The organism is Streptomyces viridochromogenes DSM 40736 (assembly GCF_000158955.1).
Lineage (GTDB): Bacteria > Actinomycetota > Actinomycetes > Streptomycetales > Streptomycetaceae > Streptomyces > Streptomyces venetus.
In genome coordinates, this window is the sequence record NZ_GG657757.1 from 1,178,532 (window position 1) to 1,194,435 (window position 15,904).

15 protein-coding genes are annotated in these 15,904 nt (G+C 71.7%); 5 read left to right on the forward strand and 10 right to left on the reverse strand.

What is annotated here, in order from left to right:
* Window positions 1-25: 25 nt before the first annotated feature.
* The gene (locus SSQG_RS04945; protein ID WP_003988613.1) at window positions 26-271 is read left to right on the forward strand and encodes a type B 50S ribosomal protein L31; all 246 of its coding nucleotides are present in this window, start codon (window positions 26-28) and stop codon (window positions 269-271) included.
* A gap of 55 nt (window positions 272-326) precedes the next feature.
* On the opposite strand, the gene SSQG_RS04950 is transcribed toward SSQG_RS04945, so the two are convergent.
* Complete coding sequence (locus tag SSQG_RS04950; RefSeq protein WP_003988614.1) at window positions 327-1,121, reverse strand: metal-dependent hydrolase; 795 nt, start codon at window positions 1,119-1,121, stop codon at window positions 327-329.
* A gap of 144 nt (window positions 1,122-1,265) precedes the next feature.
* On the opposite strand from SSQG_RS04950, the gene SSQG_RS04955 reads away from it, so the two are divergent.
* From SSQG_RS04955 to SSQG_RS04965, 3 genes are all read left to right on the forward strand, one after another.
* Window positions 1,266-3,779 carry a DEAD/DEAH box helicase gene (locus SSQG_RS04955; protein ID WP_039931968.1) on the forward strand — a complete coding sequence of 838 codons (2,514 nt, stop codon included), beginning with the start codon at window positions 1,266-1,268 and terminating at the stop codon, window positions 3,777-3,779.
* A 37-nt stretch (window positions 3,780-3,816) separates the two neighbouring features.
* Window positions 3,817-4,689: an acyl-CoA thioesterase gene (locus tag SSQG_RS04960; RefSeq protein WP_003988616.1), complete on the forward strand. Its 873-nt coding sequence runs from the start codon at window positions 3,817-3,819 to the stop codon at window positions 4,687-4,689.
* Window positions 4,690-4,823: 134 nt separating this feature from the next.
* Window positions 4,824-5,720: a DMT family transporter gene (locus tag SSQG_RS04965; RefSeq protein WP_039934769.1), complete on the forward strand. Its 897-nt coding sequence runs from the start codon at window positions 4,824-4,826 to the stop codon at window positions 5,718-5,720.
* Window positions 5,721-5,859: 139 nt separating this feature from the next.
* On the opposite strand, the gene SSQG_RS04970 is transcribed toward SSQG_RS04965, so the two are convergent.
* Both SSQG_RS04970 and SSQG_RS04975 read right to left on the reverse strand, forming a co-directional pair.
* Window positions 5,860-6,645, reverse strand: coding sequence for an Fpg/Nei family DNA glycosylase (locus tag SSQG_RS04970; RefSeq protein ID WP_003988618.1), 786 nt, complete (start codon window positions 6,643-6,645; stop codon window positions 5,860-5,862).
* A 45-nt stretch (window positions 6,646-6,690) separates the two neighbouring features.
* Entirely contained in the window at window positions 6,691-7,269 is a 579-nt protein-coding gene (locus SSQG_RS04975; protein ID WP_003988619.1) for a helix-turn-helix domain-containing protein, read from the reverse strand.
* 17 nt (window positions 7,270-7,286) lie between these two features.
* Here SSQG_RS04975 and SSQG_RS04980 point away from each other — a divergent pair, with 17 nt between their 5' ends.
* Window positions 7,287-8,537, forward strand: a complete 1,251-nt coding sequence (locus SSQG_RS04980; protein ID WP_003988620.1) for an MFS transporter — start codon at window positions 7,287-7,289, stop codon at window positions 8,535-8,537.
* Here SSQG_RS04980 and SSQG_RS04985 read toward each other — a convergent pair.
* The 7 genes from SSQG_RS04985 to SSQG_RS05015 form a co-directional block, all read right to left on the reverse strand.
* Entirely contained in the window at window positions 8,511-9,485 is a 975-nt protein-coding gene (locus SSQG_RS04985; protein WP_158681011.1) for a helix-turn-helix transcriptional regulator, read from the reverse strand. The genes SSQG_RS04980 and SSQG_RS04985 overlap by 27 nt on opposite strands.
* Window positions 9,486-9,633: 148 nt before the next feature.
* Window positions 9,634-10,977, reverse strand: coding sequence for an MFS transporter (locus SSQG_RS04990; protein WP_003988622.1), 1,344 nt, complete (start codon window positions 10,975-10,977; stop codon window positions 9,634-9,636).
* The gene (locus SSQG_RS04995) at window positions 10,974-11,732 is read right to left on the reverse strand and encodes an alpha/beta fold hydrolase (protein ID WP_063749152.1); all 759 of its coding nucleotides are present in this window, start codon (window positions 11,730-11,732) and stop codon (window positions 10,974-10,976) included. Before SSQG_RS04995 ends, SSQG_RS04990 begins: the two co-directional genes overlap by 4 nt.
* 18 nt (window positions 11,733-11,750) lie before the next feature.
* On the reverse strand, window positions 11,751-12,512 hold the full coding sequence (locus tag SSQG_RS05000; protein WP_003988624.1) for a thioesterase II family protein: 762 nt from the start codon (window positions 12,510-12,512) through the stop codon (window positions 11,751-11,753).
* Entirely contained in the window at window positions 12,509-13,408 is a 900-nt protein-coding gene (locus SSQG_RS05005) for an alpha/beta hydrolase (protein ID WP_003988625.1), read from the reverse strand. Before SSQG_RS05005 ends, SSQG_RS05000 begins: the two co-directional genes overlap by 4 nt.
* 11 nt (window positions 13,409-13,419) lie before the next feature.
* The gene (pat, locus tag SSQG_RS05010) at window positions 13,420-13,971 is read right to left on the reverse strand and encodes a phosphinothricin N-acetyltransferase (RefSeq protein ID WP_003988626.1); all 552 of its coding nucleotides are present in this window, start codon (window positions 13,969-13,971) and stop codon (window positions 13,420-13,422) included.
* Between the two features lie 51 nt (window positions 13,972-14,022).
* Complete coding sequence (locus tag SSQG_RS05015) at window positions 14,023-15,891, reverse strand: non-ribosomal peptide synthetase (protein WP_003988627.1); 1,869 nt, start codon at window positions 15,889-15,891, stop codon at window positions 14,023-14,025.
* Window positions 15,892-15,904 lie beyond the last annotated feature (13 nt).

Here is a 15,904-nt window from a genome sequence, read left to right on the forward strand (position 1 = left end):
GATCCGAGTCGTCCGAGGAGCGTCCATGCAGCAGGACAAGCACCCCGACTACCACCCCGTCGTCTTCCGCGACCGTTCCGCCGGTTACGCGTTCCTGACCCGGTCGACCGCGACGAGCGAGCAGACCATCGAGTGGGACGACGGCGAGACCTACCCGGTCGTGGACGTGGAGATCTCCTCGGAGAGCCACCCCTTCTACACGGGCAAGGCCCGCACGGTGGACTCGGAGGGCCGGGTCGCCCGCTTCGAGCGGCGGTACGGCGGCTCCTGAGCCCCCGAGGGCCGGCCCCAGGTGAGAGCGCCCGGGTCGCCCGGGCCGCGGGTGCTCAGATGACGTTGAGCGCCGCCGCGCAGCCCACCCCGCCGAGCAGCATGAACACCGGCATCAGGACCCTGATCTCGACCCAGCTGCCCGCCCGGAAGCGCATCGGCTTCGGCGGCCCGACCGGGTACCAGCGCTTGCGGCCGACCGGGACGGGCCACAGGATCGGGCAGCCCGAGACGGTCAGCGCGTCCCCGATGTCGTGCACGATCGCGCCCAGCACGACGGGCAGCCCCAGCCACAGGTACTCCTGGCCCGGTGCCGTGAACAGCCAGTCCGCGCCGTTGCCCGGATTGTCCAGGACGCCCGCGAGGATCCACGAGGTGGTCGCGGCCAGCAGCCACACCAGCACATCGCTGCTGGAGCCGCGCGCGGCCCGCCACAGCAGGCCCTCGATGGCCAGCACCAGGTGCACGAAGAGGATCGCCAGCACCCCCCACCGGTCACTGCTGATCGCCACGGCCGAGGTGCCCGCGCCGATCAGGACCGCCCACAGCCAGGTGTGCGTGAGCGTGCGGTGCCCGCCGGAGCGGCGCGGGTCGCCCTGTTTCTTGGTGGCCTTGTAGACGGCGTACGACAGCTTGTCGACGATCTCGCACAGCCAGCGCGACAGCGGTCCGAAGGACCGGGAGATGGTGGCCGCCTTGTGGTCGAGGTCCGGGGCGAGCGCGGCGCCGGCGCATATCAGCGCGCCGACGAGGAGGACCGGCCAGGGCATCGGGTGCCCGGCGGCGGCGGCCGCCGCACCGACGCCGAGCCAGGCGGCGGCGCCCGACAGTGAGTGTGCAGGTCCCATCATCGCGCTTGTCCGCCCCATTCCTCATGTGCCGCTGTCCAGTTGACCAGGTGCGCTGACGTGTCGTCGGCGCCCAGCGTAGCGCTCGTGATCTTGGGGCCCGCAGCCGATTCCCGCATCGGGCACCGGGCCAGGCAAGATGGGGGCGTGACCCTCATCGATCAGCTGCCGCGGACCGCCGACCCCGACGCCCTGTACGAAGCCTTCGAGGCGTGGGCCGGTGAGCGGGGTCTCACGCTCTATCCCCACCAGGAGGAGGCGCTGATCGAGGTGGTCTCCGGCGCGAACGTGATCGTGTCGACGCCCACCGGGTCCGGCAAGAGCATGATCGCGGCGGGTGCGCACTTCGCGGCGCTCGCCCGGGACGAGGTCACCTTCTACACGGCGCCGATCAAGGCTCTGGTCTCGGAGAAGTTCTTCGAGCTGTGCAAGATCTTCGGCACGGAGAACGTCGGCATGCTGACCGGCGACGCCTCCGTCAACGCCGACGCCCCCATCATCTGCTGCACCGCCGAGGTGCTCGCGTCGATCGCGCTGCGCGACGGCAAGGACGCGGACGTCGGCCAGGTCGTGATGGACGAGTTCCACTTCTACGCGGAGGGCGACCGCGGCTGGGCCTGGCAGATCCCGATCCTGGAACTGCCGCAGGCGCAGTTCGTGCTGATGTCGGCGACGCTCGGTGACGTCTCCTTCTTCGAGAAGGACCTCACCCGCCGCACCGGCCGCCCGACGGCGGTCGTCCGCTCGGCGACCCGTCCGGTGCCGCTGTCCTACGAGTACCGGTATACGCCGCTCACGGAGACGCTCACCGACCTGCTGGAGGCCCGGCAGGCGCCCGTCTACATCGTGCACTTCACGCAGGCGCAGGCCGTGGAGCGGGCGCAGGCGCTGATGAGCATCAACATGTGCTCGCGTGCGGAGAAGGAGCAGATCGCCGAGCTGATCGGCAACTTCCGCTTCACCACCAAGTTCGGCCGCAATCTCTCCCGTTACGTCCGGCACGGCATCGGCGTGCACCACGCCGGCATGCTGCCCAAGTACCGCCGCCTGGTGGAGAAGCTCGCACAGGCCGGTCTGCTGAAGGTCATCTGCGGCACGGACACCCTCGGCGTCGGCGTCAACGTGCCCATCCGCACGGTGCTCTTCACGGCCCTCACCAAGTACGACGGCACCCGTGTACGCACCCTGCGGGCCCGGGAGTTCCACCAGATCGCGGGGCGGGCCGGGCGCGCCGGTTACGACACGGAGGGCTTTGTCGTCGCGCAGGCGCCCGAGCACGTCGTGGAGAACGAGAAGGCGCTCGCCAAGGCGGGCGACGACCCGAAGAAGCGCCGCAAGGTCGTCCGCAAGAAGGCGCCGGAGGGCTTCGTCGCCTGGTCGGAGCAGACCTTCGAGAAGCTCATCGGCTCCGAACCGGAGCCCCTGGCCTCCCGGTTCCGGGTCACGCACACCATGCTGCTGTCGGTGATCGCCCGCCCGGGCAACGCCTTCGAGGCGATGCGCCGCATGCTGGAGGACAACCACGAGCCGCGCAAGCAGCAGCTGCGGCACATCCGCCGGGCCATCGCCATCTACCGTTCGCTGCTGGACGGCGGCATCGTCGAGAAGCTCGACGAGCCGGACCCGACCGGCCGGATCGTCCGCCTCACGGTCGACCTCCAGCAGGACTTCGCGCTCAACCAGCCGCTGTCCACCTTCGCGCTGGCCGCGTTCGAGCTGCTCGACCCCGAGTCGCCGTCGTACGCGCTCGACATGGTGTCCGTCGTGGAGTCCACGCTGGACGACCCGCGGCAGATCCTCGCCGCCCAGCAGAACAAGGCACGCGGCGAGGCCGTGGCCCAGATGAAGGCGGACGGCGTCGAGTACGAGGAGCGCATGGAGCGCCTCCAGGACATCACGTACCCGAAGCCCCTGGAGGAGCTGCTCTTCCACGCGTACGACACGTACCGCAAGAGCCACCCCTGGGTCGGCGACCATCCGCTGTCGCCGAAGTCGGTCATCCGTGACATGTACGAACGGGCGCTGTCCTTCACGGAGTTGGTGTCCCACTACGAGCTGGCGCGCACCGAGGGCATCGTGCTGCGCTACCTCGCCAGCGCCTACAAGGCCCTCGACCACACCGTCCCCGACGACCTCAAGTCCGAGGACCTGGAGGACCTGATCGCCTGGCTGGGCGAGATGGTGCGCCAGGTCGACTCCAGCCTGCTGGACGAGTGGGAGCAGCTCGCCAACCCGGCGGAGATGACCGCCGAGGAGGCCCAGGAGAAGGCCGACGAGGTCAAGCCGGTCACCGCCAACGCGCGTGCCTTCCGCGTCCTGGTCCGCAACGCCATGTTCCGCCGGGTCGAACTCGCCGCTCTCGACCAGGTCGAGGAGCTGGGCGAGATGGACGCGGAGTCCGGCTGGGACGCCGACGCGTGGGGCGAGGCGATGGACAAGTACTGGGACGAGTACGAGGACCTCGGCACCGGCCCCGACGCGCGTGGCCCCAAGCTGCTGATCATCGAGGAGGAGCCGCAGAGCGCACTGTGGCGTGTCCGGCAGATCTTCCACGACCCGAGCGGCGACCACGACTGGGGCATCAGCGCGGAGGTCGACCTCACCGCCTCCGACGCGGAAGGCCGCGCGGTCGTCCGTGTCACCGACGTCGGCCAGCTGTGAACGGCCGGGCAGCAGCGACCACAGGAGAATCCCACCCATGACGACGAACCCGGCCGAGAGACTGGTCGACCTGCTCGACCTGGAGCGGATCGAGGTCAACATCTTCCGTGGCCGGAGCCCGCAGGAGTCCCTCCAGAGGGTCTTCGGCGGGCAGGTGGCGGGCCAGGCCCTGGTGGCCGCCGGCCGCACCACGGAGGGCGACCGTCCTGTGCACTCGCTGCACGCGTACTTCCTGCGGCCGGGCATCCCGGGCGTGCCGATCGTGTACCAGGTCGACCGGGTCCGCGACGGCCGGTCGTTCACGACCCGGCGGGTCACGGCCGTGCAGCAGGGCCGCACGATCTTCAATCTGACCGCCTCCTTCCACAAGCCGGAGGAGGGCAGCTTCGAGCACCAGCTGCCGCCCGCCCGCGAGGTTCCGGATCCCGAGTCGCTGCCGACGGTCACGGACGAGATCCGGGAGCATCTGGGCGCGCTGCCCGAGCAGTTGGAGCGCATGGCCCGCCGCCAGCCCTTCGACATCCGCTACGTGGACCGGCTGCGCTGGAGCGCGGACGAGGTCGAGGACGCGGAGCCGCGCAGCGCCGTGTGGATGCGCGCGGTGGGGCCACTCGGTGACGACCCGCTCGTCCACACCTGTGCCCTCACATACGCCAGCGACATGACTCTCCTGGACGCCGTCCGCATCCCGGTCGAGCCGCTGTGGGGCCCGCGGGGCTTCGACATGGCGTCGCTGGACCACGCCATGTGGTTCCACCGTCCGTTCCGCGCGGACGACTGGCTGCTGTACGACCAGGAGTCGCCGATCGCGGTCGGCGGGCGCGGCCTGGCCCGGGGCCGGATCTACGACCGTGACGGACGGCTGGTCGTGTCGGTGGTGCAGGAGGGGCTCTTCCGGAAGCTGGGCTGAATCCCGGGTCTCGGTCTCGCCGCGGGGGCCGGCGCTCGCGGGGCTCCGATCGCGCCTGAGACCCGGTGCGGCGACCATGGCAGGTGGCGGCACCGCCGGCGTCACACGCCCCGCCGATCCGGGAGGTGGCCACGCTGCACACCGTGCTCCCTGTCGTCTTCGCGGTCTGCGCGGCCTTCAGCAACGCCGTCGCGACGGTGCTGCAGCGCAAAGCGGCACTGACCGTGCCGCGCTCCCAGGGGTTCCGGGCCGGGCTGATGCTCGACCTGCTGCGCCGGCCCGTCTGGCTGGCCGGCATCCTCGCGGTGATCGGCGCCGCCGTCTGCCAGGCGCTGGCGCTGGCGACCGGGCCGTTGACGGTCGTGCAGCCCCTGTTCGTGCTGGAGCTGCCGCTCACCCTCGTCGTCGCGTCGCTGCTGATGCGCCGGCGTCTGCCGGGTACGGGCTGGCTGGCCGTGACGGTGGTGGTGGCCGGGCTGGCGGTGGCGCTGGCCGCCGCCTCCCCCACCGGCAACCGCACGCATGTGGAGCTGGACCGCTGGATCCCCGCGCTCGCCGTGTGCGCGGGGGCGGTCGCGGGCCTTGCCGTCGCCGCTCTGCGGCGTCCGGAGGGCCGCGCCCGGGCGGCCTGCCTGGGGGCCGCGACGGCGATCAGCTACGCGGTGACGGCGGCGCTGATGAAGACGGCCACGCACGTGCTCGACGAACAAGGGCTCGTGGGTTTCTTCACCGCCTGGCAGACGTACGGGTTCGCCCTGACCGGCGTGTGCGCGCTGTTCCTGCTGGAGAACGCGATGCAGGCCGGTCCGCTGGTCGCCTCGCAGCCCGCGCTCACCCTCGGCGACGCGACGGTGAGCCTCGTGCTCGGCATCACCCTGTACGAGGAGGAGATCCGCTCCGGGTGGTGGGTGCTGCCCGAGCTGTTCGGTGTCGTGCTGATCGCGGCGGGTGTGTTCGCCCTGGCGCGGATTCCGCTCACGCGGTCGCTCGTGGCGCCGGACGAGGAACGTCAGACGGCGGCAGCGCCCTGAGCCGAGGCGGTCAGGACGGGGCGTCCCAGCGAGCAGGTGGCGCTCGTCGCCGGTGGACCCGGGGACATCGGAGCCGCGGAGGCACGCGCGCTCGCCGCCGAGGGGCATCCCGACGTCTGAGCGGGGCCGCCGCGGCCGATCAAGCGTCCGGCTGGCACCGCGGGCACCACACCGTGCCCCGGCCCGCCATCCGGGACCGGCGCAGTCCGGTGCCGCAGCGCGGGCACGTCGGGTCGGGGTCGTCGCGGTGGCCGGTGAGCCAGGAGTCGCGCGGCGGCACGCACCCGGCGGGGACGGCGGCTCTCAGGGTGCCGCGCATCCGGCCGTAGAGGCGGCGGAGGTCGGCCTCGGTGAGCTCACGCGTCCGGCGGTCGGGGCGCAGCCGGGCACGCCAGAGGATCTCGTCCGCGAGGAGGTTGCCGAGACCGGCGAGCACCGACTGGTCGGTGAGCGCGGTCTTGAGGCTCCCGCGCCGGGCGCAGAGCACGGCCTCGAACTCCGCGCGGTCGACCGTCAGCGCGTCGGGGCCCTGCCGCCGCAGCAGCCGGTCGATGTCAAAGTCGTCGTGGGCCAGCCAGAGTCCCTGGAGTTTGCGCTGGTCACGGAAGCGCAGCTGACGACCGCCGCTCAGGGTGAACAACACGCGGTCGTGCGCCTCGACGGCATCGCCCGGATGACAGCAGACCAGCCGGCCGGTCATGCCGAAGTGCAGGACGAGCGTGGGGCCGCCGGTCCGGGCCAGGAGCCACTTGCCGTGCCGCTCCGGCGCCCCGAACCGCCGCCCCTCCAGTGCGTTGCGCAGGCCCCGCGCACTGACGTCGTGCAGCACCCCGGCGTCCCGCACGTCGACGCGCCGGACGGTCCGGCCCCTGGCGCAGGACTCCAGCACCTGCCGGAAACCCTCGACGTCGGGCAGCTCGGGCATGACCGCCTCCCGCCTCCGCTTCCGGACGTGGACATGGCCGGGGCCTCATCGCCGCGTGGGGGTGCCCCGGGCCCGGGAGCGCATGATCAGGGCGGCGACGTAGTAGACACAGGGCGTCCCGCCCGGGTTCACGTAGCCGTGTACCGCGTCCGCGGCGAAGTAGGCCGAGTCCCCGGCGCCCAGGTCCGTGACCGTCTCGCCGACGGTGAGTCGCAGGGCCCCGGACTCCACGAAGACGAACTCGTGGGAGCCGGGGGCGTAGGCCGGGTACTCCCCGGCGTCGCAGTGCGGCGGCAGGACCGACCGGATCCACTCGAAGTTCACGCCGGGAACCACGGGGGTCAGGATCGTGCGCTGCCAGCCACCGGGTTCCTCGACGACGTCCTGCTCGGCCGCGCGGCGGACCCGGACGGGCGCGGGTTCGGTGAGCAGATGCGCGGCCGTCACGCCGAGCCCCTCCGCGATCCGGGCCAGCACCACGACCGTGGGTGCCTTCCGGCCACGTTCCACCGAGGAGAGCATGCTGACGCTCACCGCCGCGCGGTCCGCGAGGTCCTGAAGGGTCAGCGACTGACTCAGGCGCAGTTCCTGGATGCGGCTGCCTAGTGTTGCGAGAGCGACCATCGTAGTACTATAGCGAGGTGATTTTCTCTATAGAGAAACACAGGGAGGGGTCGCGAGCGGCTCCGGCGCTGCGTCGGGCGCTGGCCGCGCTGTCCGTCACGGAGATCGTGAGCTGGGGGACGCTGTACTACGCGTTTCCGGTGAGCCTGCCGAGCATCACGGGTGACACCGGCTGGCCGACGACGGCGACCATGTGCGCCTTCTCGCTCGGCCTGATCGCCAGTGCGGTGGCCGGTATCCCGGTGGGGCGGCTGCTCGACCGGTACGGTCCCCGGTGGGTGATGAGCGCGGGATCCGTGCTGGGCTGCATCGCACTGGTCGCGGTGGCGACCGCGCCCGGACTGCCGTGGTTCACGGCCGCGTGGGCGCTCGCCGGTGTCGCGCAGGCGATGGCGCTCTACCCTCCGGCCTTCGCGGCCCTCACCCGCTGGTACGGCCCCCGACGGCTGCGCCCTCTGACATTGCTCTCCCTTGCGGGCGGGCTGGCCAGTGTGGTCTTCGCGCCGATCACGGCGCTGCTGCTGGCGCACCTGGACTGGCGCACCACGTTCCTGCTGCTCGCCGCCGTCCTGCTCGTCACCGCCACCCCGCTGCACCTGTTCTGCCTGCGGGCCCCCTGGCCCGGAGCCGAGGAGCGCCGCCCCGGCACCGCCTTCGCCGACGTCCGTCCGGTGATCCTCAGCCGGGAGTTCGCACTGCTGGCGGCGGCCCTGGCCCTGGCCGCCCTCAGCCTCTACGCCACGACGCTCAACCTGGTGCCCTTCCTCGTCGAGCGGGGCTTCAGCACAGGGATCGCGGCAGGCGCGCTCGCCCTGTGCGGTACGGGACAGATCCTCGGCCGGCTCGGCTATCCGGCCCTGACCCGAAGAACGACCACCCAGCACCGGATGATCGTCCTGCTGTCCGCCGGGGCCGTGGCGATCGGGTTTCTCGCGATCGTGCCCGGACCCGCGCCCCTGCTGTGTGCGGCGGCCATGGCCGCGGGCGCGGTGCGCGGGATGTTCACCCTGCTGCAGGCCACGGCGGTCAGCGACCGATGGGGGGTCAGGAGCTACGCCACGCTCAACGCGTTCGCCACCGCCCCCGCCGGCACCGCGCTGGCCGTGGCACCGGCGGCGGGAGCCCTGCTCGCCGCCGGGCTCAGCAGCTACCCCGGAGCGTTCCTGGTGCTGGCCGCCCTGGTCGCGGCCGGTGCGGCACTCGCGGCCATGTCACCCGCAGGCATGTCACCCGCAGGCATGTCACCCACAGGAGACGGAGGACCATAGCAGACGGTATTCCTCGGCACGCGCGCCCATTTGAAAGCGGCTACTCACCCCGAGTTTTCCCATGATGTCCGTAATGGCCCGCCGCAGCGTACGCGTGGACACTCCGAGAGCACGGGCCATGGCCTCGTCCTTCATGCCGTTCGCCAGCATGCGCAGGATGATCAGCTCGCGTTCGGAGAAATCCACCGAACTTGTCTTTTCTTCAATGATCTTTGAGGAAGTCTTTGCCAGCCAGCAGTAGTCGAATACCTGGTGAACGAATTGGCAGGCAGCCGGATTCGTGATCTCCAGCTCCGGGATCCGGCCGTCGCGGTCGACCACATGCACATAGGCAATGCGGGAGTCGACCAGCAGCAGGCGGAACGGTAACAGGGCGGCCACCCTGATTTCCGCGCCGACTTCCTGGAGTTCCTGAATGTGCGCCCTCCCGCCAGGCACATTCACCATCGACTCCGCGCAGATGCAGCGAAGGCTCACACCCTGGGCGGACGCTTTCCGGGCATATCGCAGCACTCCGGCGAAGCGGTCCTGCTCCAGATCGGTCGGATCCAGACAGAGCAGCACCTCCGTGATGGCCGCAGGCAGGGCGTCACCGCCGAAAGTACCGCTCACCACCCTGCACTCCGACTCGGCTGGCCCGCTGTCGGGCGACGCCGGGGAGGCGCGCACCAGGTCGGCGAGCGCCGTCTCCAGGGCTTCGAGGAGCTCGCCCTGATCACGCACCGCTTTGCGATTGGCACTGATGATCTGTGAGATCACGGATTCCGCGTCACCACCCGGCTCGTCGGCGGCGCGTACCGGCCACGGGCCTTCGCGAGAGAAAAAGCGGGCGGGTGACCCTTTTCTGTGGGCCGCATTGGAGAACTCGTACGCCGCCACTTGCTCAAAGGACAATGCCGCCTCCTCTGAAAGCCGTGTGCGGCGCCCTTGACGCACAAGTTCAGACATAATCCGCCAGTGTAGCGAGACCACCGGCCCAGACAAGACTGTCCTGGGAGTGAACGCAGGATGTCCTGAAGTCGCCCTGGGCGAATCTCGGCAGCTCGGCAAGTATTCACATAAACATGATCTGTAGACGGCACACCGACGGAAGAAACTATCGACTCGGCCGGGAATCCCTCGGAAGAATTTCCGTGACATCGGCCGTTTCATGGTCCACTCCCCGTGCCCCGCGGGGCAGCCGCGTGGCCGTCAGGGCCGTCACCGCGCACAGTGCCGCCACGTACCAGGGGAAGAGACCACCGTGTCCGGCCGACTTGAGCCAGGTCCCCACATAGGGTGCGGTCCCGCCGAACAGCGCCACCGACCCCGCGTAGGGCAGACCGATGCCCCGGCCGCGCAGCGCACGGGGGAACAACTCGGCGTTGACCGCCCCTGCGATCGACGTGTAGGCGGTCAGCAGGGTCATGCCGGCGCACTGCACCACGAGCACCGACCAGAACGACGAGGACAGCGCGGTCAGCAGAGGCACCGTCAGCACGGCGGTGGTCACGCCGAAGGCGATCATCATCGGTCTTCTGCCGACGCGGTCGCAGAGCATGCCGCCGAGGGGCTGGAGCAGACCGAAGAAGATCAGGGAGACGGTCCCGGCCAGTACCGCGCTCTCCTTGTCGGCGTCGGCGTTGACCGTGGCGTAGGCGGGCAGGTACGTCGTCCACGTGTAGAAGGCCACGGTGCCGCCGGTGGTGAGGCCGACGACCATCGCCGCCTGCCGGGGATGGTCCCGCAGCGCCGCGAACGCGCCCGGGCGTGCCCGCCCGCCTCCCTTGTCCGGCTCCGGCCGGTAGGTCTCCTGGGCCGAACGGCGGATGACCAGCCCGACCAGGGACAGCACGGCACCCCACGCGAACGGCAGCCGCCACCCCCAGTCGTCCATGCCGTCGCCCGAGAGCTGGACGGCCGCCAGGGTGGAAAGCCCTGCCATGATGTGGCCGGCCGACGAGGCGACGTACTGGAAGCTGCCGAAGAACGCGCGCCGCCGGGGCGCGGCGGACTCGACGAGAAAGCTGACCGCGGCGCCGTACTCACCGCCGAGCGAGAAGCCCTGGACCAGCCGGGCCACCACGAGCAGGGCGGGGGCCAGCGGGCCCACCGTCGCATAGCCCGGGGTCAGGGCGATCAGCAGGCTGCCGAGGCCCATGAGCAGGATCGTCACCATGAGGGCGCTGCGGCGGCCGAAGCGGTCGGCGTAGGCACCCATCACGGTGGCCCCGACGGGGCGGGCGGCGAAGGCGATCGCGAACACCGCGAAGGTGTTGAGCAGCGGCACCAGCGGATCGCCCGACGACTTCGGGAACATGTCGTCCGCGAAGTACACGGCGAGGAAGGTGTAGACGTACCAGTCGTGCGACTCGACGGTGTGTCCCACTCCCCCGCTCAGCAACTGGCGCCACGGCCGGGCCGGCGGAGCGTCGGGCGCGGCCGGGCCGGTGTCTCTCACTGCCACGTCCGGTCCTCCCCCGCCAGCACCGGCAACAGTTGGGACAGCAGGTCCTTCGTGTGCGAGAACAGGTAGAAGTGGTCGCCCGGCAGTTCGAGCAGCCGGAAGCCGCCGGTCGTGGCCTCGGCCCAGGACTCCATCAGGGCGCGCGGGCTGGTCCGGTCGTCGCGTCCCGCGAAGGCGAGCACGGGTGCCCGCACCCGTGTCACGGGGACGTTCTGATGGCTCTCCAGCAGCCGGCAGTCGTCGCGCAGCACGGGCAGCAGCAGATCCCGCAGTTCCGGGTCGTCGTAGGCGTCGGCGTGCGGCTGGATGCCCATACTGCGGGTGCGGGCGAGCAGGTCGTCGTCGGAGAGCAGGTGCAGCCCCGCGTGGCCGACCTGGAGCGGGCCCTCACGCGCGGAGACGGCGAGCAGCACCGGCCGGATGCCGTGGGCGTTCTCCAGGCGTGCGGTGACCTCGTGGGCGATGACCGCGCCCATGCTGTGGCCGAAGAGCGCCAGCGGGACGTCACCGCCCAGTCCCGCCGCGACGGCGGCGGCGATGTCGTCGGCCAGCTCGGCGAGGCTGTGGGCGAAGGGGTGGGCCAGCCGGTCCTCCCGCCCCGGATAGCGGGGCGCCCACAGTTCCGTGCCGGCCGGCATGTCCCGCGCCCACGGTCGGTAGACGCCGGGCCCGGCGCCGGCATGAGGAAAGCACAGCAGCCGACGGCGGGCTCGGGCACGGTGTGATGAGCGCGCAGCACTGCTCCGGATCGGCCCCGCCCCGCCCGCTCACGCGGTGCTCCCCGGCTCCGGAGACCGCGCGGCGTCGAGCGCGAGATCCCGTACCAGGGAGACCGCCTCGTCGCTCTCGTGCAGGAAGAAGTGGCCGCCGGTCAGGGCGCGTGCCGTGAACTCCCCGGTGGTGTGGGGCCGCCAGCCGTGCAGGTCGGCGACCGTGACGTACGGGTCGTCTGCACCGACGAGGGCGTGGATGCCCGACGCGAGTGGTTCGGTCTCCCGGTAGCGGTAGCCCTCGAAGGCGGCGAAGTCCGCGCGGAGCATAGGCAGCATCAGTTCGAACAGCTCGTCCTCGTCCAGCACGGCGGGCGGCACCCCGCCGACCTCACGCAGCCGCTCCCGCAGATCCTCGGCGCTGCCGTCGGAGTAGGGGCGCTGGGTGCGCATCCGGTCGGGCGCCGGGTAGGAGGCGACGACGAGTGAGGCGGGGGCGGCGGCGCCGAGACGGCGCAGCGCGCTCGCCGTCTCGAAGGCGACGAGAGCGCCCATGCAGTCGCCGAAGAGGAGGTACGGGCGCGGGGACAGCGTGGTGAGGGCGTCGGCCACCTCCTCGGCGATCCGGTGCAGATCGCTCAGCGGCTCCTCGTGGAACCGGTCGAGCCGCCCCGGCAGTTGGACGGCACACATCTCGATCTCCTCGCCCAGGGGCTTGCGCCACTGGTCGAAGTCCCGTGCGCTGCCGCCGGCCCGGGACAGGCAGACCACCCGGGCCACCGCACGGGGGGCCTCGGCACTCTGGATCCAGTCGGTCACCGCTCGCCCTCCTCGGTGGCGCGGCGCAGGAACACGCCCGCCGTCTCGACGGCGGCACGCCCCTCGGGGAGCACCGGGTGGTACCAGTGCCAGACGTGGAACATCTCCGGCCACTCGTCGAAGGTGACCGGTACGCCCGCCTTGAGCGCCGCCTGTTCCAGCGCCCGGGCGTCGTCGTACAGGACTTCCTCGGAACCGACCTGGATGAGCAGCGGCGGCAGACCGGTCAGATCGCCGTGGGCGGGCGAGGCCAGGGGGTTCCTGGGATCGGTGCCGGCCAGGTAGCGCCCCGCCATGCGGAGCAGGTCCTCGGTGTCCAGGAGGATCTCGCGCTCCTTGCGGGTGACGTGCGAGGCGCCCTCGCAGGCCAGGTCGGCCCAGGGCGAGATGCACACCGCGGCGGCCGGCAGCGGGTCCCCGGCGTCGCGCAGCACCTGGAGGGCGGCGACGGCGAGGCCCGCGCCGGCCGAGTCACCGGCGAAGGTGATCCGCCCCGGCGGGCAGCCCCGCTCCCGCAGCATCCGGTAGGCCGCCACGGCGTCCTCCACCGCCGCCGGGAAGGGAGACTCGGGCGGCCTGCGGTAGTGCAGGGCGAGCACCGCCGCCCCGGCCGCCGCGCCCAGCGCGCTGGACAGATGGCGGTGCGACTGCGGCGATCCGAGGGCGTACGAACCGCCGTGCAGGTACAGCAGGGTCCTGCCGTCCTCCTGGGCGGGCCGTACCCACTCCGCCGAGCAGTCGCCGATCACGACGGTCTCGCCGGGGGGCAGGCCCAGGTCGCCGAAGGCCTCCTGGGCTCGGTCGTAGGCCACCCGGCGTGGCTCCACATCGCCGTTGCGGGTGTGCCAGTTGAGCCCGATCAGTTCCCGCACCAGCTCCAACTCCGACGATGCCATGCGCTCTCCGCTCAGATCTGTGTGACGGGCCGGACGGGGCGGGGCGGGGCCGGCAGCTCGAAGTCGCGCTGCCAGAACCCCACGTCGTGCCAGCCCCCGTGCTTGTAGCCGGCTGCCCGCAGCGTCCCGCGCGCGGTGTATCCGAGCGCCTCGTGCAGGCGCACGCTCGGGTCGTTGGGCAGTCCGATGACGGCGACCACGCTCTTGAAGCCCTGGGCCTCCATGGACTTCAGCAGGTGGGTGTAGAGGGTGGAGCCCAGTCCGAGCCGCTGGTGCCGGTGGGAGACGTACACCGTCGACTCGACGGTCCAGTCGTAGGCGTTGCGGGCCTTCCAGGGGCCGGCGTAGGCGATGCCGGCGACGACGCCCTCCACCTCGGCGACGAGCCAGGGGTAGCGGTCCTGGAGGCGCTCCAGGTCGTCGATCCACTCCTGCGGAGTCTGCGGCTCCGTACGGAAGTTGACCGTGCTCGTCTCGATGTAGTGATTGACGATGTCGCAGACCGCCGCCATGTCGGCGGCGGTGGCGGGACGGATCTCGACCGGGCGTCGTTCTGGGCTCACGTGTGGTCTTCCTTCGGTGTTCTGCGAAAGCGGGTGGCGGGCACCTCTTTACTACGTCCCCTTCAGTTCGCGGAGTACGGATTCGGCCACCGCTTCCAGGGACGGCGTCTCGAAGATCACGGCGAGCCGGAGTGGCACGCCGAGTTCCTTGCGGATGCGCGAGACCACCCGCAACGCCGAGATGGAGGTGCCGCCGAGGGAGAAGAAGTCGTCCCCGGGCAGCACCGGACCGGCCCCCAGGACGTCGCTCCAGATCTCACCCACCTGGCCCAGCACCCTCGCCCGCGCCTCGTCCGGTCCGTCGCCGGGCGCGGGGGCCGGGGTGTGGGCGGGAGCCGGCCGGGAGACGGCGGTGCCTGAGGTGCCGCTCGCCGGGTCGGGCAGCGCCTTGCGGTCGATCTTGCCGTTTCGGGTGCGCGGCAGCCTCGGCACCAGCAGCACGGAGGACGGCACCAGGTGGGTCGGCAGGGTCTCGGACAGGGCACGGCGCAGCGCGGCGTCGGTGAGGTCGGGGTCCTTGGCGACGACGTAGGCGGCGAGCTCGGTCGCGTGCTCCGCCGTCTCGTAGGGGACGACCGCGGCCTCCGCCACGCCCGTCACGGCGGACACCGCGGACTCGACCTCCACCGTCTCGACGCGGTAGCCGCGCACCTTGACCATGCCGTCCACCCGCCCCAGGTGGACCAGTTGCCCGGTGCCGTCCAGCCGGCCGCGGTCGCCGGTGCGGAAGTCCCGGGGCGCCGGTTCGCAGGCGGTCCCGCTGTCCGCCTCCGGCACGGCCTCGGTGAGCGGCCTGGGCCCCTGGTCCGTCCACTGCGCGGCGTGCAGGAAGGCGCTGCGGACGACGATCCGCCCGGCCTCCCCCACGGCCGCCGGACGGCCCGGCGACGCCTCGACACGGACCTCCACGCCGGGCACCGGACCGCCGACGGGCACCGGATCGGGCACCTCGGCGCCCGGGGGGATCAGACGGAGCCGGGTCAGGCCCGTCTCCGTGGAGTTGAGTCCGACCGCGACGGTGGCGGCCGGGAACAGCCGGCGGGCCGCGAGGACGTCGCTGCTGTGCACGCTCTCCCCGCCGAGGTAGGCCAGGCGGACCCGGTCCGTGGTGCGGCCTTCGGACACGGCGGCCGCCTGCCGGAGGAACGAGGGGAACGAGTAGTAGACGGTCGTCCCCGCCGCGTCCAGACGGTCGATCAGGTCGTGCACCCCGTCGCGCTGGAAGGAGTACGGCACGAGCGCCGCGCCGTTGAGTAACGCCATGTACGGGTTGGACACGGCGGCGACGAAACCGTCCGCGTTGATCAGGGTGACCCGGTCCTCGGGACCGATGCCGAGCGCGGCGTGCCGGTCGATGTTCTGCCGCATGTCGGCGCGGTTCTGCAGGATGCCCTTGGGCAGGCCGGTCGACCCGGAGGTGTAGAGCGCGTAGGCCCACTGGTCCGGGGCGACGGCCGGGCCCGGCTCGCCGGGTGTGCCGGGCCGTACGTCGAGTTCGCCCACCGAGAGCACGGTGATCCGCCCGGGCAGCCGGCCCGGGACGGCGCCGTCGGTGACGACCAGCGCCGCGCCGAGCCGGGCCAGCAGGTCCCGGTTGCGGGCGTCCGGGTGGTGGGGGTTGAGGGGCACGTAGTACTTGCCCGCCTTAAGCACCCCCAGGCACGCGGCGAGCATCCACGCCGGGTGCAGCACCATCAGGGGCACGGGCTCGGAGCCCTCGCCCCTGGAGTCGAGGAGCGCGCGGGCCACGGCGTCGGCCCGTGCGGCGAGTTCGCGGTAGTCGACCGTCTCTTCCGGCAGGACGACGGCGGGGCGGTCCGGTCCGGCCTGTGCCCGTCGTGCGAACTCCGCGACGACGGGGCAGGCCCCCGGGGACGGGCCGGTGCGGTCCGGCGCCGTGTCCGGTGTCGCTGCGGTCATGCTGTGCTGCCTC